Origin of the sequence: Streptococcus mitis (assembly GCF_946190325.1) — a bacterium.
GTDB classification, from domain to species: Bacteria; Bacillota; Bacilli; order Lactobacillales; family Streptococcaceae; genus Streptococcus; species Streptococcus mitis_CF.
The window spans coordinates 179,344-201,988 of sequence record NZ_CAMHZR010000002.1; the positions used below are offsets into that span (position 1 = coordinate 179,344).

Genomic DNA, 22,645 nt, shown 5'->3' on the forward strand with positions numbered 1-22,645 from the left:
TTAGGCTGGTTTAACAAATTTAAGTTGGATTTTTAATCGCGGGTAAATCCAGTTGCTCCAGTTCGAGCAATATTACGAATACCGTATGGTCGAATGACTCGCAATAGAGCTTCGCTCTTTTCAGCATTTCCTGTCATCTGAATGGTAATCGAGCTTGGTGCTACGTCTACCACCGTTGCACGGAAAGGTTGAATAATCGCTAGAATCTCAGCTCGCTTCTCAGCTGGCGCTGACATCTTAACCAAAATCACCTCGCGCTCCAAATGAGGCTTGTCTGTAATATCGCGAATGCGAATCACATCAATCTGACGATTGAGCTGCTTGATGATTTGCTCCACTTCATCATGTGAAGCAACATCAATAATAATGGTGATACGCGATACATTCGGATCTTCTGTTGCTCCAACAGAGATGCTTTCGATATTAACCTGACGACGAGATAGGACACCTGTAAAGCGATTGAGGACTCCTGAACGATTTTGTAGTTTTGCTGTTAACATTCTACGCATGGAACTTCACCCCCAACATCTCATGATTACTCTTACCAGCTGGTACCATTGGTAACACCTGTTCCTTACGAGAAATATCTACCTCGATTAGCATAGGAACATCCTCAGTGATGACTTCAAGGTCTTGAGCCAAGGTCTCAGGATTGTCAAACTTATAGTTTTTAATACCATAAGCCTGTGCCATCAGTTGGAAATCAGGAAGGGTATCAAAGACCGACTCAGATGTTCTACCTTCATAGAAGGATTCCTGCCACTGGCGAACCATTCCAAGTGAGTGGTTGTTCAGCATAACCACCTTGATTGGCACCTTATAAATGTTCAAAATCGCCAATTCCTGATTGGTCATTTGAAAACCACCGTCCCCAACAAACAAGACTACTTCCTTATCTGGGTTAGCAATTTTAGCACCGATTGCTGCTGGAATTCCGAATCCCATCGTTCCCAAACCACCAGAAGTCACTAACTGACGTTCATTTTGGTAGGGATAATACTGGGCTGTCCACATTTGGTGTTGACCAACGTCTGTTACCACAATGGCATCTCCATTCGTCAATTCACCAATTCGTTCAATAACAGCTTGCGGCTGAACCACACGCTCTTTCTTATCATAAGAACGAACGCGGTTCTTGTCTTTAGTGACTTTTTCAATCCATTTTTCAGTATTGTTATGAACTGTTGGTTCGGCCAGCAACATTTGCAAGGCTTTTTTAGCATCTCCAACTACTGGAATATCAGCACTGATAATCTTGCCAATCTCGGCTGGATCAATATCAATGTGGGCAACCTTAGCATTCTTAGCAAAAGTCTTTGGATTCCCCGTCAAGCGGTCATCAAAACGGCAACCAATACTGATCATAAAATCAGCTTCCGTCATGGCAATATTTGCTGCGAACGACCCGTGCATCCCTCCCATTCCAAGGAAGAGTGGATGACTCGTTGCTATCGTTCCTTGCCCCAAAAGGCTGGTTACCACTGGAATTTGATAGCGTTCTGCAAACTCATTTAATTCTGCTGCAGCCTCAGCGTAGCTAATCCCACCACCAGCCAGCAAGACTGGCTTTTTAGCCTTAGATAATTGCTTCAAGATTTTCTTGATTTGCATATCATTTGGCTCAAGAGTCGGCTGATAGCTTGGTAGGTTCACTTCTGGTGAATAAATGAAGTCTGTTTCTAATGCAGATACGTCTTTAGGTAGGTCAATTACGACTGGCCCTGGGCGACCTGTAGTTGCGATATGGACAGCTTCCGTAATGATACGAGGAATATCAGCTGTCTCACGAACTTGGTAATTGTACTTAGTGATTGGCATGGTAATTCCCACAATGTCTGCCTCCTGAAAGGCATCCTTCCCAATCCCTGCTCGCGCTACCTGACCTGTAAAGACCAAAAGGGGAACACTGTCGCTCATGGCATCCGCAATCCCTGTAATGGCATTTGTTGCTCCCGGTCCGCTAGTGACGACGGCAACACCCAACTTTCCAGTTGATTTGGCATAACCTTCAGCTTCATGCAAACAACCTTGCTCATGGCGCCCTAAAATGTGGCGAATGCCTTTAAAATTATATATCGCATCATAAAAAGGCAAGACTGCACCACCAGGATAACCAAAGATGGCATCAATTCCTAAATCACGAAGTGTTTCCAAAACTAGGTCCGACCCCGTCTTAGGAGATTCTAAACTGATTTTCTCCATTGTTCCCCTTTCTCTTCTCTTAAAAATAACTTGTTACTATCATACCATTTTTTCAAAATTTTTCAAGAGAAAAGAAGAAATTTTCTGAATTTTCTATTTTAACGTTTATTTATGAATAATATTCTATTTTTTATAAGTTTTAAAAGGTAATTTATATTCTTTAGCAATTTATTATCATTTATGTTGTAAATTTCTTTCGCAAATTTCTTTAACTCATTTTTATATGAAATTTTTTGAGTGCACTGCACGTTTGCGGAGTTAATGAAATTTATAATAACTATACAAAAAAGGAAGCCACTAAGTGACTTCCTTCTAGAGGGAGGACTGATTAGTCTTCACCTTTGTTTTTCTTAATGATTTCTTCTTGAACTGACTTAGGTACATCTTCATAGTGGTCAAATACCATCATGAATGTACCACGTCCTTGAGATGCAGAACGAAGAACTGTTGCGTAACCGAACATTTCAGCAAGTGGAACGTAAGCACGAACGATTTGGCTGTTACCGTGTGCTTCCATACCATCTACACGTCCACGACGAGCAGTTACGTGACCCATAACATCACCAAGGTTTTCTTCTGGAACAGTGATTGTTACAAGCATCATTGGCTCAAGGATAGCTGGTTGTGCTGATTTAGCAGCTTCTTTAAGGGCAAGTGAAGCCGCGATCTTGAAGGCAGTTTCAGATGAGTCGACATCGTGGTATGAACCATCGTAAAGCTTAGCTTTAACGTCAACCATTGGGTAACCTGCAAGAACACCGTTAGCCATAGATTCTACCAAACCTTTTTCAACCGCTGGGATAAATTCACGAGGAACCACACCACCGACGATTGCGTTTTCGAATTCGAATCCTTTACCTTCTTCGTTTGGAGTAAATTCAATCCATACATCACCGAATTGACCTTTACCACCAGATTGACGTTTGAAGAATCCACGTGCTTGAGTAGAAGCGCGGAATGTTTCACGGTAAGATACTTGAGGAGCACCTACGTTCGCTTCAACTTTGAACTCACGACGCATACGGTCAACAAGGACATCAAGGTGAAGCTCACCCATACCTGAGATAACTGTTTCACCAGTTTCAACGTTTGTTTCAACGCGGAATGTTGGATCTTCTTCAGCCAATTTTTGAAGGGCAATACCCATCTTATCTTGGTCTGCTTTAGATTTTGGCTCAACCATCAATTGGATAACTGGTTCTGGAACGTTGATTGACTCAAGGATGATTTTAGCTTTTTCATCTGTCAATGAGTCACCAGTTGTAGTATCTTTCAAACCAACGGCAGCAGCGATATCACCTGAGTAAACAGTGTCAATTTCTTGACGGCTGTTGGCGTGCATTTGAAGGATACGTCCGATACGCTCACGTTTACCTTTAGAAGTGTTCAATACGTATGAACCTGATTGAAGAACACCTGAGTAAACACGGAAGAATGTCAAACGACCTACGAATGGGTCTGTCATGATCTTGAAGGCAAGAGCTGCAAATGGCTCTTCATCAGATGCTGGACGAGTTTCTTCTTCATCTGTATCTGGGTTGATACCTTTGATCGCTGGGATGTCAAGTGGGCTTGGAAGGTAGTCAATAACCGCATCAAGCATCAATTGAACACCTTTGTTCTTGAAGGCAGAACCACACAATACTGGGAAGAATTCAACGTTGATAGTCGCTTTACGGATACCAGCTTTCAATTCTTCGTTAGTGATTTCTTCACCTTCGAGGTATTTCATCATCAATTCTTCGTCAGTTTCAGCAACTGCTTCGATCAATTTTTCACGGTATTCTTGAGCTTGGTCAAGGTATTCAGCTGGGATGTCTTCTTCAAGGATATCTGTACCAAGGTCGTTAGTATAGATTTCAGCTTTCATCTTGATCAAGTCGATGATACCACGGAAGTCATCTTCAGAACCGATTGGCAATTGGATTGGGTGTGCGTTTGCTTGAAGACGATCGTGAAGTGTGCTTACAGAGTAAAGGAAGTCAGCACCGATTTTGTCCATTTTGTTGGCAAATACGATACGTGGAACTCCATACTCAGTTGCTTGACGCCAAACTGTTTCAGTTTGAGGCTCAACACCTGATTGTGAATCAAGAACGGTAACCGCACCATCCAATACACGAAGAGAACGTTGTACTTCGATTGTGAAGTCCACGTGTCCTGGTGTGTCGATGATGTTTACGCGGTGGTTGTTCCATTGAGCTGTTGTCGCAGCAGATGTGATAGTGATACCACGCTCTTGCTCTTGCTCCATCCAGTCCATTTGTGACGCACCTTCGTGAGTTTCACCGATTTTGTGGATTTTACCAGTGTAGTAAAGAATACGCTCAGTAGTTGTTGTTTTACCAGCATCGACGTGAGCCATGATACCGATATTACGAGTTTTTTCAAGTGAAAATTCGCGTGCCATGAGGTTTGTTTCTCCTATTTATTTTTGATTTCTATTCTATTATAACATGATTTTAATAAAAACGGATAGGCAGGACCTACCCGTTCTCAATGTTTTCATGCTATTGTTGGTTTCAACTTGTAGATTTACAAATTGAATCGAACTCGGGCTAAAGTTAATTAGCCTATTTGAGCCGGAACGGGATGCTGTATGAAAAAGATAAACTTCCTTGTATTCGTCGAATACTGCGTCAGTTTCCTATTTTCACCTTGCATCCTTACCGTTCCTAGCATCATGATCTTACCAACGGAAGTGTGCGAATGCACGGTTAGCTTCAGCCATACGGTGAGTGTCTTCACGTTTCTTAACAGCTGCACCAGTGTTGTTAGCAGCATCCAAGATTTCTTTTGCAAGACGGTCTTGCATTGTGTGTTCACCACGAAGACGAGCGATTGTTACCAACCAACGAAGTCCAAGTGTTGTACGACGTTCTGGACGAACTTCAACTGGGACTTGATAGTTAGAACCACCAACACGACGTGCACGTACTTCAAGTACAGGCATGATGTTTTCCATAGCTGTTTCAAATACTTCAAGTGCATCGTTACCAGTAGCTTCTTTGATTTGCTCAAAGGCACCGTAAACGATTGAAGCAGCTGTACCACGTTTACCGTCAAGCATAACGCGGTTGATAAGACGAGTAACTAGTTGTGAATTGTAAAGCGGATCTGGCAATACGTCACGTTTTGGAGCTCTGTTTTTACGACTCATTTCTCTTTATCCCCTTTCCTTATGCTTTTGGACGTTTAGTACCGTATTTAGAACGGCCTTGTTTACGATCGTTAACACCTGCAGTATCAAGTGCACCACGGACGATATGGTAACGTACCCCTGGAAGGTCTTTTACACGTCCACCACGAAGAAGAACCACGCTGTGTTCTTGCAAGTTGTGTCCGATACCTGGGATGTAGGCAGTAACTTCGATAAGGTTGCTCAAACGTACACGAGCGAATTTACGAAGGGCTGAGTTGGGTTTTTTAGGTGTCATTGTTCCAACACGAGTTGCAACACCACGTTTTTGTGGTGAAGAAACGTTTGTTTGAACTTTTTTATGACTGTTGTAACCAACGTTCAAAGCTGGTGATTTAGATTTTTCTACTTTTGATTTACGCGGTTTGCGAACCAATTGGTTAATTGTAGGCATCTACATTCTCCTGTGTTTTTTTATTTTTGGTGATGATACACTTGGTGACAGCTATCATCTGTGTGTACTTTTGCAACATTTGTCAGCACGTCCCTGTACACTCTTGAGAGACCAAAAGTAAAAAGTACCGTCTATTATTGTAACAAAATTTTCCATTGGTTGTCAAGATATTTTTCTTTTTTATTGTTAATTTTAGCTCTTTTGTAGTGCTCCCCAAAAAAGAAAAAGGAGGAATTCCACCCTCCTAAAGTTAGTATTGTTCCAGTCAATCCCATCAATTTTAGCAAATAATGGTTTTCGAGATAGAATAGTATCACAACCAACCAGATTCTTTCGCTATATTAGCTGCCTCTGTTCGATTACCTGCATCTAGTTTCGAAAGAATATTGGTGACATAGTTTCGGACTGTTCCGTTGGATAGATAAAGTTGATCTGCAATTTCTTGGTTAGAGAAACCCTGAGCGATTCCCTTTAAAACTGCGATTTCTTGTTCTGTTAATGGATTGGGATGAGTCATCACCACTTCCATCAATTCAGGCGAATATTCCTTACGTCCTGCGAGAACGGTGTGTAAGGTTTGCATGAGGTCTGCAATGCTTCGTTCCTTTAATACATAAGCATCCACTCCAGCCTTGACCGCACGCTCAAAATACCCTGGGCGCTTGAAGGTCGTCACTACAACCACCTTTGTTTCAAGCTTTTCTGCTCGTATCCACTCCAAGACTTCAAGACCTGTCTTAACAGGCATTTCGACATCAAGAATGGCGATATCTACTGATTCCTTTTCTAATAGCTGGATTGCTTCTTGCCCATTCTTTGCTTGAAGGACAGACTCCACGTCCGATTGAAGCCTGAGCAATTGACACATAGCATCTCGCAACATACTTTGATCTTCTGCGACTAATACTTTCATCTAGTTTCTCTCCTTATAAGCTAGTCGAACCTGAACTTCTGTCGGTTGTTCCTGACTAATTACCTTTACTTCTCCCGAAAATGGAAGGACACGATCTCGAACTGTATGGAGCTCATTCCCACTTATAGAAGCAAAGCCACAGCCATCATCTCTCACTGTTAGAATGAGTTCTTTCTCTGTCCGTTCTAATTTTAAGTAGACTTTAGACGCTTTAGCATGCTTGATGATATTGGTCACTAACTCAAGCAAAATCATGGAAGCCGTTGACTCCAATTCCTGAGTAAGGCTAGCGGTATCTAGTTGATTAGCCGTTTCCACCTCAATTCCAGCAATCTCTAGCATCTTTTTGACAGTTTCAAGTTCTGATGCTAAGGTCCGTGATTTCAGATTTTCCACAATGGTTCGCACTTCATTCATGGAATCCTTGCTTATCTGGTGAATTTCTTTTAATTCCTTTTCCACCTGTGGATAAGCCTCCATCTGAAACAACTGCAAGGCTAAATCTGTCTTGACACTAAGCATAGCAAAGGTGTGTCCCAGACTATCATGCAAATCCTGACCGATACGACTACGTTCATTTTCTGCCAGCAATAGATTTATCTGGGCATTTTGCTTGGCCTGCGCTTCTTTCAGATCCTCTACAATTCGAATCCGAACCAAACCAAAAGTCATCAAATCGACAAAAGCAAAAATTACAAGTAGATAGAATAGAAACTCAACTTCGATTCTCTGAATGATCAAAAGTTGGCCCACAACAAGGACTTGAGCAAGAAGAAAAGTCCAGACATGTAAAGACTTTAAACCACCTACGTTGAAATGATAAATTAAGAGATTGGATAGGAAAAAGAAAAACCAGATATAATTAACAGCAACAAAGGCAGTATTCCCAACTACATAAGTCAGCATAAGGTTCCAATATATCCAAGATAGGCGCTGGCTCTTAGTTGTTAAAACACCCAAATACGCCACTACAAATAGAATATCAATCAATGAATGCCAGACAGGTAGCTCCCCAGTCACTACAGGTAGGATGGGGAAAATCATAAAAATTAAACTGGTCCAAAACATATAGTGTATGCTTTTCAGTCTTTCAAGCATTAAGCATTCTCCTTATGACCTTGAAGGTAAATGGTCAAACCAAACAAAACTGCTGAAAAAACAAGTAGATAAACTGTGGCTGATAAATTGATGGCACCCTCATTTAAGAAGGTCTTGATCAATTCCATCAACTGATAGGTTGGCAGGCACTTCCCGATTGCTTGCATCCAGTCTGGAAATAAAGAGATGGGCATCCATAGTCCGCCTAAAACAGCCAATCCTAGATAAAGAAGATTGCCCACGACAGACATCAACTGACTAGTTGGTAAGAGAGTCAAGGCCAAACCAAGGGCTACAAAAGCTACACTTCCAACTATCAGCAAGAGCGCAGCACCAACCCCGCTTCCTAGAGGCATGTCCACACCTCTTACAAAATGCCCAACTGAGAAAACAACCAAAATTGAGACCAAATAATCAGCTATCATACTTGTTATCTTTGATAGATAATATTCTACCATATTTACGGGGCTATGGCGCAATGTTTTCTGCCAGTTGTTGATCTTGTCGGTATGTAAGACAGCTGGGAATGAAAAGATAGCGGTCGACATCATGGAAAAGGCCGTCATGGAGATGAGGTAGTCACGCATAAAATTAGCCGGTCCACCTGGTGTGTCCTCGTACATGCCAGAAAAGAATAAATAGAAGGCCGTCGGCATCCCCACTGATAAGAGATAATAGACTAGTTGCCGTTTGGTTAATAGGAATTCTATCTTATTTAATGCGATCCATCGTTTCATCTTAGTCATCTCCCTTTTGTGTTTCTTCAAAGATTGTATCCAGCAAACTGCGGTTATTAACTTCAATTTCTTGTATGCTACATCCTGCTTGAACTAACAGTTGCCAGAAAGCATTTGCCTCTCGTGTGACTACTTGTAGAGCATCCTGTTTTTGTACCCAGTTTTCAACCAAGTTTGACTGCTCAACGACTTCCTTGTAAGCCAAAGGAAGGATAAAATGCTTTTCAATCTCCTCACTACGCATGGCTAGAGGCGTCGTATCACGAATCAACTCTCCCTTATTCAAGACCAAAATCCGGTCAGCTGTATGCTCTACCTCTTCGATATAATGGGACGAATAGAGAATAGTGACTCCCTGCGCTTTTAGGTCCTGAACAATTTCCCAAAAACGTTGACGGGTAGAGGTATCCATGGCAGCAGTTGGCTCATCTAAAAAGACAAGCTTTGGTCGCCCAATCAAGGTCAAGACAAAAGAGAAAAGACGCTTTTGTCCACCTGACAATTTTTCTGCCAATTGCTCTTTTTGTTGCTGATCAAACTGCAATAGTTGATTGATTTCCTGGTTGCTCAAGGGATTTGGGTAAATGCTTTGAAAGAAAGCAATCAACTCTTTGACCTTTAATTTTTGAACGATAACATTTTCTTGAGGCAGATAACCTCTAATATAATCTAACTGAGAACTCGTCACTGACAAGCCTTGGATGGATACTTGACCGCTTGTGACCAGTTTATCTCCAAGCAGACAGTCCAAGAGTGTGGTCTTCCCAGCACCATTGGGCCCAATCAAGGCGACGCATTCACCTTCAGCTACCTCAAAGGAAATATCCTTCAAAATAGCCTTGCCCTTGATGTTTTTATTTAGGCTTTCTACCTTAATCATGTTCATGATATTCTCCTTTCAGCCACTCCTTTCCCATAGGAAAGGCGATAAAAATCATAAATCCTAGTCCCCAGGCACCACGGATGAATTGGTGAAGGAAGGCTTGATCAAACCAACCTGTAAACATTTCTACCAACCATACCACTAGTGATAGTCCAATAAAAAGATAGAGAATCGCTTTTTTCATTTTTCAAACTCCTTTTTCACATCTGAGACCAATTTCAAGCCTTCTCGGATCAACCAAGACATCATGCCAAATCCTGCAAACAACTCCCAAGGAAAATGATAGAAGTCTTCGTCCAATCCTGAGAACATGAGATAAGTCATGACTCCTGCTGCTATTAAGCTCATTGCGACAATCATTTTATTTTTCATCTCTTCTTCCTCCATTTGATACATCTAGTATAATTCTTTGAAGGTAGAATCACTAGAAGCTTCTGTCATGAGGAAATATGACAAATGTCATAAAAAAAGAAAGTTGTAAAATCAACTTTCTTTTTAATCTATTAAATTCTTATTCCACACTGAATAGGTATGGGTAAACTGGTTGTTGGCCTTGGTGAATCTCGACTTCAACATCTTCGAATTCTTCTGCGATTTCTTGAGCAATTTCATTGGCAAGTTCTTCGCTTCCGTCTTCACCGACATAGAAGGTTACGATTTCACTATCTTCATCCAACATATGTTTCAATGTTTCTGTCAAGGTCTGGTGCATGTCAGGGTTTGACACGAGAATTTTCCCATCAACCATACCAAGATTATCGTTTTCATGGATTTCTAAACCATCGATTGTTGTATCACGCACAGCTGTTGTGACGCTTCCGCTAACGACATCGCTAAGGGCTGCAGTCATACGCTCTTGGTTTTCTTCGATAGACTTGCTTGGATCAAAGGCAAGAAGACTTGTCAAACCTTGTGGCAAAGTACGAGCCTCTACCACTACTGCTGGTTGCTCCAAAACTTCTGCTGCAGATTGAGCTGCCATGAAAATATTCTTGTTGTTTGGTAGGAAGATGATGTTACGAGCGTTGACCTGTTCAACAGCCTTGATAAAGTCTTCTGTTGAAGGGTTCATAGTTTGACCGCCTTCGATAACATAATCCACACCTTGAGAACGGAAGATATCTGCTAGACCTTTACCAGCCACTACAGCAATCAAAGCATACTCTTTTTCTTCAGCTGGTTTGCTAACTTGAGCAGCTTCTTTCTCAACCTGTGCTTCGTGTTGGTTACGCATATTGTCAACTTTTACCTTGACCAAGCTACCATATTTGAGACCTTCTTGCATAACAAGTCCTGGATCTTCTGTATGGACATGGACTTTGACAATTTCATCATCATTGACAACAAGGAGAGAAGCCCCGAGTTCATTCAAGTAGTTACGGAATTCGTCGTAGTCAAAATCTTTGGCATAGGTTGGACCTTGCTTAAGAGCTACCATGATTTCAGTACAGTAACCAAAGGTGATGTCCTCAGTCGCTACGTGACCAGCTACAGACTTATGATGTTCAGCATTGATCATTTCACTCATGTTGGCCGGAGTCGCTACAAAGTCCTCAGATGCAATATATTCACCAGTAAGGGCTGAAAGGAAACCTTCATAGATGAAGACCAGTCCTTGACCACCTGAATCCACAACGCCAACTTCTTTCAATACTGGAAGCATGTCTGGTGTTTTAGCTAGAGCTGTTTTAGCACCTTCCAAGGCTGCGCGCATGACTTCAACAGCGTCATCTGTTTGCTCAGCTTTTTTCTTAGCACCGATAGCAGCTCCACGAGAAACTGTCAAAATCGTTCCTTCAACTGGTTTCATAACTGCTTTGTAAGCAACTTCCACACCTGATTGGAAGGCAAGGGCCAAGTCTTGACCTGTTAACTCGTCTTTATCCTTGATAGCTTGTGAAAATCCACGGAAAAGCTGAGACGTAATAACACCTGAGTTTCCACGCGCACCCATCAAAAGACCTTTGGCAAGAATGCTCGCTACCTCTCCAACTGTAGAAGCTGGCTTGTCTGCAACTTCTTTGGCTCCATTTTCAATGGTCATTCCCATGTTTGTTCCAGTATCTCCATCTGGAACTGGAAAGACGTTTAATGAATTGACATATTCAGCTTGCTTATTCAAGCGAGTTGATGCAGCCTGCACCATTTCTTGAAATAAGCTAGTAGTAATTTTTGACACGGTTATTCTCCTACAACTTTGATATTTTGAATGTAGACATTTACAGTCTGAGCAGTAATTCCAAGTTGGTTTTCCAAACTAAAACGAACACGCTCTTGAATGTTTTTTGACACTTCGCTAATCTTTGTTCCGTAGCTCAACACGGTATATACATCAACTGCAATACTGCCATCTTCGGCTGCCTTTACGACGACACCTTTGGAATAATTTTCCTTACCTAGAAGGGCTTGGAAATTATCTTTGAGGGCATTTTTACTAGCCATACCGACCACACCAAAAATCTCAGTTGCTGCTCCACCTACGACGGTTGCAATCACTTCATCTGTTAGTTCGATTTGACCATCTTTTGTATTAATTTTTACAGTCATCCTTTTTACCTCAACTAGTTGATACTCTATTTTATCATATTTCAGCCCAAGTGTAAAAGCAGAATACTGTATCAGCGGATATTTACTCTATTTTTCAAATGATTTTATACCTACAATAAAAGAAAAAAGACCCTGAGGTCTCCTTACTTTTATTATTAAACGCGTTCAACTTTACCTGATTTCAAAGCACGAGCTGAAGCCCAAACTTTTTTAGGTTTACCATCGATAAGAACAGTAACTTTTTGAAGGTTTGGTTTTACGGCACGTTTTGTTTGGTTCATCGCGTGTGAACGGTTGTTTCCTGATACAGTCTTACGACCTGTAAAGTAACATACTTTAGCCATTGTGTTTTCCTCCTATTAGATCTAATATAGCGGATGTGCTAGCACCACATACCGTACTATGTTATCACACTTTCTTTATTTTTGCAAGAGAATTGGAAGATTTTTTTATTTAACGTAGACAATTCCCAACTTCCCAAAAGCCACATCTCCACGGATAATCAAGGTTTTGCTGGTTGGGACTAGAGGAGTATCTGCCTTAGCTACGCCACAGAAAGTTTCTACCTTTAAATCAACTCCCCAATGTTGGGGAACATAGATAACTGCATTGCCAAAACCAACTTCCACTTTCAGAGTTGCGGTATCTCCTAAAATCTCTGCATTGTCATAATATATCTTGGCATTGCCAAAACCAACTTCTACTTGATCTTCTACCAATTCTTGCTCTTGCTTGTAGAAAGTCCCAGTCCCAAAAGCAACTTCCTTATCTGTAAGAATGGTCTTTTTACCATCATACCACCATTTTTTCCCATTCCAAGTTCTGTTAGAATGAGTGAGTGCGCTGACACCCATTACGATTAAAATACTTGCCCAGAACAATGACTGATTGGGAATTGGTAAAATGCCATAAAAGTGGTTAGCAATCATTAAGGCTACTAGAGCTGTAAAAGAGGCTGAAGTTAAGTGACGACGCAACAAAGCTCCAACTGATTGATAGGCAAAAAATGCAATACCAAGCAAGGGCCAAATTTGCCCACCGAATGAAGGGATTCCAAAATTTCCTTGTAATAATATTAAAGCTGCCAATACTAGCAACACAATACCAAATGCTTTCTTTTTCATGTTCTTACCTCATGTTTCTTAGATTTTCTTTTAGGAGGGATTGGTAATGTCGTGAGACATGAACCTCCTTGTGGGTCTGATAAAAGGAAATGGTGCCCGTTCCTGAAAAGGACTTGTCCACCGAGTAAACTTGCCGAATATTAGCAATGGTCGACTTGGATACTCGACTGAAATAACGGGGCAGGATAGACTCTAACTCATAGAGTTTAAGTCGAACCTCGTAGGCATCTTTCTGGGTATGGGCGTAAATCTTGTTCCCCTCTGTTTCAAAGAAAAGAATTTCCGACAAGTCCAGATAATATTCACCCGTCCCCTTGTAAAAAATCAACCTAGGAGACTTGGATTCTTGCAAGAGGCGCTGTAAATCCGCAATCTCATCTGTCAAAGCCGCTGCCTTGATGACAATTTCAGTTTCCTCTAAATTGCTGTCAATTTCGATTCGTAACTTCATTCCATATCCTTTCTGACTCTACTATATCAAAGCCAAAATAAGAAAACAAGAGCAAAAAAGCAAGTGGTTACTTTAACCCCGTAAGTGGTTCTAGGGCCACCTTAACTTGCAGGTCAAAATAGAAAGAAAATCACACCCCACACAAGGGCACAAATATAACCAACCACTACATCCTTGGGATAATGCACTCCCCCTAAAACTCTCACTAGACCGAGGAAGGCTGACAAGACTAACAAGATAATCCCTACAGATAAACTAGCATGAAAGCAAGCCATGGAGATAATGGTTGCTGAAAAGACATGACGACTGGGCATAGATCGACCAGGACTATCTCTGTCAAGCAAGGGTTTAATAGTCCATTCCTCATAAGGCCTAGGAGCATTGATTTTCTTACGAAGAAAGGACAAAATCACAAAACCTGACGCAGGGACAAACACATAGATCCAGACCTGTTTCCCAAGTCCTTCTTGGAAGTAGGTAGTGGCTAATAAGGTTAGATAAACTATAGGCATAACTACTGTCATGAAGCGATTAAAAGTTCTTAACAAGCTCAGAAGAAAGGGCTCATTTTTAATCTTACCAGCAATGTGGTCATACCATTCTTGATAATTTTTCATATATTTTCTCATCACTTACTCAAATTTTGCTTATAGGGAAGCACTTGTCTTCTAGTATAGTGCAGAAAAAGAAGGCCGTCAAGCCTTCTTTGGGTTTATTCTTCCGCTTCATCTTCTGTAAACTGACTGTTGTAGAGGTCAGCGTAAAAACCAGCTTGCGCCATTAGCTCATCATGATTGCCTTGCTCAATGATATTGCCATCTTTCATGACAAGAATCAGATCAGCATTACGGATGGTTGACAAGCGGTGGGCGATGACAAAGGAAGTTCTTCCCTCCATCAAACGATCCATAGCTTTCTGAATCAATTCCTCTGTACGGGTATCAACAGAAGAAGTCGCCTCATCTAGGATTAGGAGTGGAGCATCTTTCAGCAAAGCACGAGCAATGGTCAAGAGTTGTTTTTGTCCGACAGACAAGGTCACTGTGTCGTCCAAGACTGTATCGTAACCATCTGGTAGGGTCATAATAAAGTGGTGAATCCCTACAGCCTTGCTAGCTTCAATCACGCGCTCATCACTAATACCTGTTTGGTTATAGATGAGATTGTCTCGGATAGTGCCTTCAAAGAGCCAAGTGTCCTGCAAGACCATTGAAAAGGCATCATGCACTTCCGAACGCTTCATCTCCTTGGTATCGACACCATCAATACGGATGCTTCCCTTATCAATCTCATAGAACTTCATCAAAAGATTGACAATGGTTGTCTTACCAGCTCCAGTAGGTCCGACAATGGCAACCTTTTGACCTGCATGAGCGGTCGCAGAAAAGTCATGAATAATGGTTCGCTCTGGTGTATAACCAAAGGAAACTCGATCAAAGACTACTTGACCTTTCATATCGCTCAATTGTCTTTCTTTATGGGATTCATCTTCCATTTCATCTTCGGCTAAGAATTCGAAGACACGTCCCATGGCTGCGCTAGCCTGCTGAAGACTGGTAATCCCTTGAGCAATTTGGGAAAGGGGTTGAGAAAAGATCCGAACGTAGGCCATAAAGGCAACGATAATCCCTATACTAATCTGCCCATTCAGAGCTAAGGCTGCACCAACAATAATCACCAAGGCATAGCTAAAGTTCCCAATAAACACCATAATCGGCATCATAATCCCTGAAATAAACTGAGATTTCCAGATACTGTCATATAGACGATGGTTTAATGTCGCAAACTCTTCTTTCGTGCTCTCGATAGCATTGTAGCTAGTCACCACATTATGACCAGAGTACATTTCTTCCACATAACCATTTACAGCTGCCAAATCCTGTTGCTGACTCTTAAAGAAGCCCTGTGATTTGCCCATAAAGACAGACACGAAAGCAAAACCAATAAGAGTTGAAACAACCGTCACCAAGGCTAAAATCCAGTTCATGCCAAACATGGTTACTAAGACCGCCACGACCAGTAAACTAGATGAGAGAACTGTTCCTAGACTTTGATTGAGAGACTGAGCTGCAGTGTCAACATCATTGGTTACACGAGACAAGGTATCCCCTTGAGAATGTCCATCAAAATATCTCAATGGTAGGCGATTAATTTTATCTGCAATAGCTGTTCTCAAACGCTCTGAAAAACGTTGAATGGCTGTTGTAAACAGGAAGGCCTGCAAATAATTTGATAAGAGTCCAATCACATAAATCACGGCCAAAAAACCACCAATAGCTGCAACCGCCGCGACATCCACACTTGTTTCCAGACCACTTGCAATGATATTGGTCATTTCCTTGATACGGGTTGGACCATATACAGTAATGATATTGGATACGATTGTTGCTAGAAAGGCTATCAGAAGGGCAAACTGGAGGCCTGCAAGATAGGGTTTACTCTGTTTCAAAAGAGATATTTTCTTATTTTCCATGTTCCAATTCCTCCTTCGATAGTTGTGAATAGGCAATTTCTTGGTAAACTTCGTTATTAGCTAGAAGTTCCTTGTGGGTGCCTTGTCCCACGACTTTACCTTGATCCAAGACCAAAATCAAATCTGCATCCATAATCGTTGAGATACGCTGTGCGACAATGAGCTTGGTCATAGACTTAGTTTTTTCAGCTAAATCTTGACGTAAAACTCGGTCTGTCTTGTAGTCCAAGGCTGAGAAGGAGTCATCAAAGATGAGGATTTCTGGTTTCCGAGCCAAGGCACGCGCAATTGCCAGACGCTGTCTTTGACCACCTGAGAAGTTGGTTCCTCCTTGGGCCACTTCTGACGCTAAGCCCGCTTCCTTGTCTTCGATAAAGTTCTTAGACTGGGCCAATTCCAAAGCTTGCCACATAGCCTGCTCACTAAGCGGTGTTTCTTGACTGTGTCCAAAGTCTAAATTGCCCTTGACATTACCTGAAAAGAGAACCGCTTTCTGAGGAATGTAACCAACCTTGTTGCGTAAGTCTTCCAAGTCATAGTCTTGAACATTGACACCATCCACCAGAATTTCTCCTGCCGATACGTCGTAAAAACGTGGAATCAGATTGACCAGAGTTGATTTACCAGAACCTGTTGACCCAATAAAGGCCACTGTTTGACCCTCTTCTGCCTTGAAGCTAACATGTTCAATAACCGCCTCCGAATTTGTCGCATAACGGAAGGTCACATCCTTAAATTCGACCTGGCCTTTGAGGTTTTCATCAGCCTGCTGGACTTGGGCAGGATTTCGGATAGAGGAATGCAAATCTAAAACTTGATTAATCCGCTTAGCAGAGACCATAGTTCGGGGAAGAACGATGAAGAGCGCCCCCATGAGAAGGAAGCCCATGACAACCTGCATGGCATAAGACATGAAAACAACCATGTCACTAAAGAGAGACAGACGCGCTGTTGTAGTAGCGTCGTTGACTACATAGGCCCCAATCCAGTAAATCGCCACACTCAAACCACTTGAAATCCCCATCATGATTGGATTCAAAATAGCCATGAGACGATTGACAAACAAATTCAAGCGTGTCAGCTCATCATTTGCTGCTGCAAATTTGTCATTTTGGTAATCCTCTGCATTGTAGGCACGAACAACACGAATACCTGCTAAGCTTTCACGAGTAATACTGTTCAGTTTATCAGTCAAACTTTGAATCAAAGACTGTTTTGGAAAGGCTAACGTCATCAAAATGGTCGTCATCAAAACGTTGACAATCACTGCCACAAGTACGGCCCAGAGCCAGTATTCTGAATGACCTAAAATCTTCCCGATAGCCCAGATAGCCATAATCGGACCACGCGTAACTACTTGCAAGCCCATGGTAATCAACATCTGAACCTGAGTAATATCATTGGTAGTACGAGTTAGAAGACTGGGAATAGAGAATTTCTTAATCTCTGTCTGCGAGTAATCCAAAACTCGGTTAAAAATGTCGCTTCTCAACCTACTAGTATAGGAAGCAGCAACTCTGGACGCAAAAAATCCAACTGCAACTGCGGACAAGAAGGCCAGAAAGGACATTCCCACCATCATACCTGCTGACTGCCACAACTCATCCAAGTTGGTTCCCTGAGTTCCCAGTAAATCCGTGATTTTAGAGATATAGGTCGGCACTTCCAGCTCTAGATAGACCGAAAAGCAAGTAAAGAGAATGGCTAGTAAAATCATCCCCCATTCTTTTCTACTAATTCGTTTGGCTAATTTCTTCATTCTCTCCTCCTATTCCCCTGATATTTTCCTGTAGTTGACCGAGAACTTTCTCAAAAATCAGTAATTCATCTTCATCAATGTCTTCCATCAACTGCTTATCAATTCGTTCAAAAAAGGCCTTAACCTGTTGCATTTGAGAACGCGATTTGTCTGTCAGACGAACAAACTTAGCCCGCTTATCGACAGAACTCGCCTCCAATTCCACCAAACCATTTTGCACCATACGCTTAACTAGATTACTAGCAACAGACTTGCTAATATTGAGTTCCTTCTCAATATCTTTAATCAAGACCAAGTCTTGGTTTTCCCTACGGCTATCCAAAAAACGCAACACCTGACCTTGCGGTCCACCCATAAATTCAATACCACAACGTTTGGCTTCCTTTTGTACCATCAAATGAATCTGGTGACCAAAACGCTTAAAGACTAACATCGGTTTATCCATGATGGCTCCTTTCTAATTCTTGTGTTTAGTTCTCCTAGGAACTAAATAAGTTTTCATGAGAACTATTTTATCACTTTGAGGAGGGATGTCAAGAAAAAAGTTTTCATGAGAACTATCTTAGTTTAAATTGACATTAGGCAATATCTTTTATATAATAAGCGCTAACTACTGTGGATAGAAATCCATTCACTCAATGAAGGGAGAAAACTTTCAAATGAAACCAGAAGAAAAAAGAGTTTTAGGAATCTTAGCAACCATTTTTGGAGCCATCGCACTTTTAGGATCCTGGATCCCGTTTATTAACTATCTATCGTTGTTCATCGGCATCGTCGCATTTATCTTGGGGATTATCGGCCTTATCGTCAACCTCAAAAAACGGAAAACAATGGCTATTATCGGAACATCCCTGGCAGTTGCCTCTGTTGTACTTTTCTTTACGAGTCAGGTACTATACGCTGATGTCTACAAAGAGTATGCCAAGGAGTTTAACCGTTCCTACATGAATACGAGTGCCTCAATGGAACGCGAAAAAGAAAGCAGCTCAACAGACGATACCTTCACCTGGACCCAAGAACAGTTCGACGCCTTAATCGAAGGCGACCTTGACAACAAAGGAAAAGGTGGTACCAACTACAAGGATATTATCGACAAACACGGAAAGCCAGATTCCGAGTTTGACTTCACTCTTGGGGGTTACAATACGAAAAAAATCACCTATATCTCCATTGGGGACAAGGCCAAGACTGTTACCTTAACTTTTGCAAAACAGGACAATGGAGAGCTCTTGCTCGTCCAAAAACATGCAGTCGGTCTAGATCTAGAAAAAAGCAAGCAACAAAACGATTCTGAAACCTGAGTCTAAGTTCAAATATCAAAAAAACGAACAGCTAGTAAAACTGTTCGTTTTTCTATTAGAATCCATCTACGTTTGTGTAGATTTTTTGTACGTCTTCGTCGTCTTCAAGGACGCTGTAGAGTTTTTCAAAAGTTTCAAGGTCATCGCCTGACAATTCCACTTCTGACTGAGGAATCATTTCCAATTCAGTCACTTGGAATTCTTGGATACCTGATTCACGAAGGGCAACGATAGCCTTATGAAGGTCAGTTGGCGCTGTATAAACCGTGATTGTTCCTTCTTCTGCTTCTACATCGTCCACATCCACATCTGCTTCTAGCAATTGCTCAAAGACTGCATCGGCATCTTCACCTGCAAATACGATAACTCCCTTGTTGTCAAAGAGGTATGAAACCGAACCTGAAGCGCCCATGTTCCCGCCGTTTTTACCAAAGGCTGCACGGACATTAGCCGCTGTACGGTTGACATTTGAAGTCAAAGTATCAACAATCAGCATAGAACCATTTGGTCCAAAACCTTCGTAACGTCCTTCTGTAAAGGTTTCATCTGTGTTCCCTTTAGCCTTGTCCAAAGCTTTATCAATAACGTGTTTTGGCACTTGGGCTTGTTTAGCACGGTCGATAACGAATTTCAAAGCTGAGTTTGATTCTGGATCTGGATCACCTTTTTTAGCTGCTACATAGATTTCTACACCAAATTTTGCATATACTTTAGAGTTAGCTCCATCTTTAGCCGTTTTCTTGGCTACGATATTGGCCCATTTACGTCCCATTAGGAATCTCCTTTTTTCACATTTTAATCTTTCTTATTATAACACAAGTTTTTTCGATTTTCACTAGAGGAAATGGATTTTATTCAGCAAATCGAGCTATGATGACACTTTTGTTGCCAAGATGGCCTTACCTTCTTTTATCAAGGGGTGACGAAACAGTGAGAAATACAGTTGGATAGTCATGGCAACCCAGATAAGGGGTTCGCAAAGGATAACTCCCTTATAGCCCGCCCAAGGGATAATCAAGCACACAAAAGCAATTTTCCCAATTAGTTCGATAAAGCTAGAAACCAGAGGAAGGATTTTTTGCCCCAAGCCCTGCAAACAATTGCGATAAATTAACAAGAGACTCAAAATAGGATAAAAAGCTGAGCTGATTTGCAGATAGAGACTGCCATTTCCTACCAAGTAGCTATCCGTCGAACTAGCTAAGAAGGAAACCAAGGCTGGACTGGCAAAAAAGAGGAAGATACAAACAAAAACTGCCCAGGATATACTTAAACGACTGCCGATTCTAAGACCTTGGACAATGCGGTCTGGGCTCTTAGCACCTAAATTCTGCGAAGCAAAGGTCGTCATCGAAGCGGAAATAGCGGTCATGGGAAGAAGGGCGAAGGCCATAATGCGTCGAGCTGCTGTTTGAGCACTAATAATCACGGCTCCAAAGGTATTAACAGAAGACTGTAAAATCACACTACCAATGGACACAATTGAACTCATCAAGCCCATAGCCAAACCTTGCTCCAAGAGATCGGCGTATAAGGCCTTGTCCCATTTGAAATGCTTGAGTTGAGGGAGTAGCTCAGGCACACTCTTACGGATATAATAAAAGCAAAGAACCGCTGATAAACCCTGCGAAATGATGGTAGCAAGTCCCGCCGATTGAACTCCAAGATGCAATTGCGTAATAAAATAGAGATCCAGAACCACATTGACCAGAGCAGAGAAAATCAAAAAACCAAGGGCAGCTAAACTGTCCCCAATAGACCGCAACAAGCCTGCAAAAAGATTATAGGCAAAGCTGACACCGACACAGGTCACAATCATAGAAATATATTGATAAGATTGAGGAAGGATTTCTGCAGGAGTATCTAAATATTGCAAGAGTGGATACAGACCGACAAATCCCAGCAGCATAACTACAATACTCAAAAGAGCACCTAAAATCCAGGTGGCTGCTACTGCCTCCTTGATTTTAGTGAAATTCCGAGCTCCATAATAACGGGCAATGACAATTCCCATGCCATTGCCAACACCAAGAGTAAAACCTACAATCAGATCAAAAATCGCTGTCGTGGCTCCTACTGCAGCCAAGGATTCTTGACCAAGAAATCTTCCAACAATCAAGACATCAGCAGTATTATAGAGCTGTTGAAAAATATTTGATAGCAAGATTGGGAAGGCGAAGCTTAAGAGCGAGGGAAGAATCGGACCATGTATCAGGTCCACTGTTCGTTTTTTATTCATAAGGCTATTATATCAGCTTTCGAAAGGAGCGACAAGAAACAGCAAACTATAGATGATCTAAAAACTTGAATCAAAAACCAAAAAAGCAGCGGATGTTCTCCACTACTTTAACAGCTTATTCTTCAATTTCGATTTCAAGTTCGTCGCCTAGGTCAAGTGTAACTTCTTCATTCACAGAATCTACTTGAGCTGCTTCATCTTTTTTAGTTTCAACACCTTCTACAGAAGCTTCTTCTCCATCAATCAAACCAAATTGAACACGGACTTGATGATCAATCTCATCAAAGACTTCTGGGTTATCTGCCAAGTATTTCTTAGCATTTTCAGAACCTTGCCCGATTTTCTCATCCTTGTAAGAATACCAAGCTCCTGCTTTTTTGATGATATCCAAATCGCTTGCGATTTTCAATAATTCACCAGTCTTAGAAATCCCTTCTCCGTACATGATTTCAACGAAGGCTTCCTTAAATGGTGGAGCTACCTTGTTTTTCACGACCTTGATTTTAGTTTCTTTACCGACATTGGTATCTTTTTGGTCACCAGTTCCCTTGATTTGTGTGCTTCCACGAACATCCAAACGGACTGATGCGTAGAATTTCAGAGCACGTCCACCAGGAGTTGTTTCTGGATTTCCAAACATCACCCCAACTTTTTCACGCAATTGGTTGATAAAGATGGCAATTGTTTTGGTTTTATTGATAGAAGCACCAAGTTTACGCATAGCCTGGCTCATCATACGAGCCTGCAAACCAACGTGGCTATCACCGATATCTCCATCAATTTCCGCACGAGGCACAAGGGCAGCAACTGAGTCGACCACGACAAGATCTACAGCACCTGAGTCAATCAATTTTCCTGCAATCTCAAGACCTTGCTCTCCTGAGTCTGGTTGTGACAAGAGCAATTCGTCAATGTTGACACCAAGGGCCGCAGCATAAGCTGGATCGAGAGCATGTTCCGCATCAATAAAGGCAGCAATACCACCTTCTTTTTGCGCTTGCGCAACTGCATGAAGAGCAACCGTTGTCTTACCAGATGACTCTGGTCCGTAGATTTCGATGATACGTCCCTTAGGATAACCACCTGAACCAAGGGCAATATCAAGCGCCAAGGAACCTGAGCTCATCACCTGCACCTTTTGCTCTGCACGTTCACCTAAACGCATGATTGAACCCTTACCAAAGTCTTTCTCAATCAATTTAAGAGCGTCATTCAAGGCTTTTTCACGTTCAGCCCCGAATTTTTTTGAAATTTCATCTAATTTTTTTGGTTTTTTCGCCATTCTATTCTCCTACATTCTAATGGTCCTTAGACCTATCTACTAT

24 protein-coding genes are annotated in these 22,645 nt (G+C 41.7%); 1 reads left to right on the plus strand and 23 read right to left on the minus strand.

The genetic code is table 11. The features are described 5' to 3' along the window. Positions 1-32 precede the first annotated feature (32 nt). The 20 genes from ilvN to N8M95_RS03870 all read right to left on the minus strand — a co-directional run bounded on the left by ilvN (position 33) and on the right by N8M95_RS03870 (position 18,225). Positions 33-509 carry an acetolactate synthase small subunit gene (gene ilvN / locus N8M95_RS03775; protein ID WP_001253803.1) on the minus strand — a complete coding sequence of 159 codons (477 nt, stop codon included), beginning with the start codon at positions 507-509 and terminating at the stop codon, positions 33-35. After that, a complete protein-coding gene (locus N8M95_RS03780; RefSeq protein WP_261116651.1) occupies positions 502-2,202 on the minus strand; it encodes an acetolactate synthase large subunit in 1,701 nt (566 codons plus the stop codon). Before N8M95_RS03780 ends, ilvN begins: the two co-directional genes overlap by 8 nt. A gap of 328 nt (positions 2,203-2,530) precedes the next feature. Continuing rightward, positions 2,531-4,612: an elongation factor G gene (fusA, locus tag N8M95_RS03785; RefSeq protein ID WP_000090348.1), complete on the minus strand. Its 2,082-nt coding sequence runs from the start codon at positions 4,610-4,612 to the stop codon at positions 2,531-2,533. A gap of 279 nt (positions 4,613-4,891) precedes the next feature. Continuing rightward, the gene (gene rpsG, locus N8M95_RS03790) at positions 4,892-5,362 is read right to left on the minus strand and encodes a 30S ribosomal protein S7 (protein WP_000087873.1); all 471 of its coding nucleotides are present in this window, start codon (positions 5,360-5,362) and stop codon (positions 4,892-4,894) included. Between the two features lie 19 nt (positions 5,363-5,381). Further along, positions 5,382-5,795 (minus strand): 30S ribosomal protein S12, encoded by a 414-nt coding sequence (gene rpsL / locus N8M95_RS03795; RefSeq protein ID WP_001142332.1) that lies wholly within the window; start codon positions 5,793-5,795, stop codon positions 5,382-5,384. A gap of 313 nt (positions 5,796-6,108) precedes the next feature. Beyond that, positions 6,109-6,708 carry a response regulator transcription factor gene (locus N8M95_RS03800; RefSeq protein WP_261116652.1) on the minus strand — a complete coding sequence of 200 codons (600 nt, stop codon included), beginning with the start codon at positions 6,706-6,708 and terminating at the stop codon, positions 6,109-6,111. After that, positions 6,709-7,806, minus strand: coding sequence for a sensor histidine kinase (locus N8M95_RS03805; protein WP_261116653.1), 1,098 nt, complete (start codon positions 7,804-7,806; stop codon positions 6,709-6,711). It abuts the gene before it with no gap. Next, a complete protein-coding gene (locus tag N8M95_RS03810) occupies positions 7,806-8,543 on the minus strand; it encodes an ABC transporter permease (protein ID WP_261116654.1) in 738 nt (245 codons plus the stop codon). Before N8M95_RS03810 ends, N8M95_RS03805 begins: the two co-directional genes overlap by 1 nt. A gap of 1 nt (position 8,544) precedes the next feature. Next, positions 8,545-9,429 (minus strand): ABC transporter ATP-binding protein, encoded by an 885-nt coding sequence (locus tag N8M95_RS03815; protein WP_261116655.1) that lies wholly within the window; start codon positions 9,427-9,429, stop codon positions 8,545-8,547. Beyond that, positions 9,416-9,610, minus strand: a complete 195-nt coding sequence (locus N8M95_RS03820; protein ID WP_006146175.1) for a hypothetical protein — start codon at positions 9,608-9,610, stop codon at positions 9,416-9,418. Before N8M95_RS03820 ends, N8M95_RS03815 begins: the two co-directional genes overlap by 14 nt. After that, entirely contained in the window at positions 9,607-9,813 is a 207-nt protein-coding gene (locus tag N8M95_RS03825; RefSeq protein ID WP_031237547.1) for a hypothetical protein, read from the minus strand. Before N8M95_RS03825 ends, N8M95_RS03820 begins: the two co-directional genes overlap by 4 nt. A 124-nt stretch (positions 9,814-9,937) precedes the next feature. Further along, a complete protein-coding gene (locus tag N8M95_RS03830) occupies positions 9,938-11,605 on the minus strand; it encodes a DAK2 domain-containing protein (protein ID WP_261116656.1) in 1,668 nt (555 codons plus the stop codon). A 2-nt stretch (positions 11,606-11,607) separates the two neighbouring features. Next, positions 11,608-11,973, minus strand: coding sequence for an Asp23/Gls24 family envelope stress response protein (locus tag N8M95_RS03835; protein WP_000216437.1), 366 nt, complete (start codon positions 11,971-11,973; stop codon positions 11,608-11,610). A 155-nt stretch (positions 11,974-12,128) separates the two neighbouring features. Next, positions 12,129-12,317 carry a 50S ribosomal protein L28 gene (gene rpmB, locus N8M95_RS03840; protein WP_001140948.1) on the minus strand — a complete coding sequence of 63 codons (189 nt, stop codon included), beginning with the start codon at positions 12,315-12,317 and terminating at the stop codon, positions 12,129-12,131. 105 nt (positions 12,318-12,422) lie between these two features. Then, positions 12,423-13,097, minus strand: coding sequence for a LiaF transmembrane domain-containing protein (locus N8M95_RS03845; RefSeq protein ID WP_261116657.1), 675 nt, complete (start codon positions 13,095-13,097; stop codon positions 12,423-12,425). A 4-nt stretch (positions 13,098-13,101) separates the two neighbouring features. After that, positions 13,102-13,548 carry a LytTR family DNA-binding domain-containing protein gene (locus tag N8M95_RS03850; RefSeq protein ID WP_020901878.1) on the minus strand — a complete coding sequence of 149 codons (447 nt, stop codon included), beginning with the start codon at positions 13,546-13,548 and terminating at the stop codon, positions 13,102-13,104. A gap of 113 nt (positions 13,549-13,661) precedes the next feature. Continuing rightward, the gene (locus tag N8M95_RS03855) at positions 13,662-14,165 is read right to left on the minus strand and encodes a phosphatase PAP2 family protein (protein ID WP_020901877.1); all 504 of its coding nucleotides are present in this window, start codon (positions 14,163-14,165) and stop codon (positions 13,662-13,664) included. Positions 14,166-14,260: 95 nt separating this feature from the next. Continuing rightward, the gene (locus N8M95_RS03860) at positions 14,261-16,021 is read right to left on the minus strand and encodes an ABC transporter ATP-binding protein (RefSeq protein ID WP_120719127.1); all 1,761 of its coding nucleotides are present in this window, start codon (positions 16,019-16,021) and stop codon (positions 14,261-14,263) included. Then, on the minus strand, positions 16,011-17,780 hold the full coding sequence (locus tag N8M95_RS03865) for an ABC transporter ATP-binding protein (protein ID WP_261116658.1): 1,770 nt from the start codon (positions 17,778-17,780) through the stop codon (positions 16,011-16,013). The genes N8M95_RS03860 and N8M95_RS03865 overlap by 11 nt, the downstream gene beginning before the upstream one ends. After that, the gene (locus N8M95_RS03870) at positions 17,755-18,225 is read right to left on the minus strand and encodes a MarR family winged helix-turn-helix transcriptional regulator (protein ID WP_261116659.1); all 471 of its coding nucleotides are present in this window, start codon (positions 18,223-18,225) and stop codon (positions 17,755-17,757) included. The genes N8M95_RS03865 and N8M95_RS03870 overlap by 26 nt, the downstream gene beginning before the upstream one ends. 214 nt (positions 18,226-18,439) lie before the next feature. On the opposite strand from N8M95_RS03870, the gene N8M95_RS03875 reads away from it, so the two are divergent. Continuing rightward, positions 18,440-19,081, plus strand: a complete 642-nt coding sequence (locus N8M95_RS03875) for a CD20-like domain-containing protein (RefSeq protein ID WP_261116660.1) — start codon at positions 18,440-18,442, stop codon at positions 19,079-19,081. A 55-nt stretch (positions 19,082-19,136) separates the two neighbouring features. Here the strand turns inward: N8M95_RS03875 and N8M95_RS03880 are convergent, their stop codons facing one another. The 3 genes from N8M95_RS03880 to recA all read right to left on the minus strand — a co-directional run bounded on the left by N8M95_RS03880 (position 19,137) and on the right by recA (position 22,602). Then, positions 19,137-19,853, minus strand: coding sequence for a YebC/PmpR family DNA-binding transcriptional regulator (locus tag N8M95_RS03880; RefSeq protein WP_023940351.1), 717 nt, complete (start codon positions 19,851-19,853; stop codon positions 19,137-19,139). Between the two features lie 96 nt (positions 19,854-19,949). Next, positions 19,950-21,320 (minus strand): MATE family efflux transporter, encoded by a 1,371-nt coding sequence (locus N8M95_RS03885; RefSeq protein ID WP_261116661.1) that lies wholly within the window; start codon positions 21,318-21,320, stop codon positions 19,950-19,952. Positions 21,321-21,435: 115 nt separating this feature from the next. Next, positions 21,436-22,602 carry a recombinase RecA gene (recA, locus tag N8M95_RS03890; protein ID WP_084925605.1) on the minus strand — a complete coding sequence of 389 codons (1,167 nt, stop codon included), beginning with the start codon at positions 22,600-22,602 and terminating at the stop codon, positions 21,436-21,438. Between the last annotated feature and the right edge of the window lie 43 nt (positions 22,603-22,645).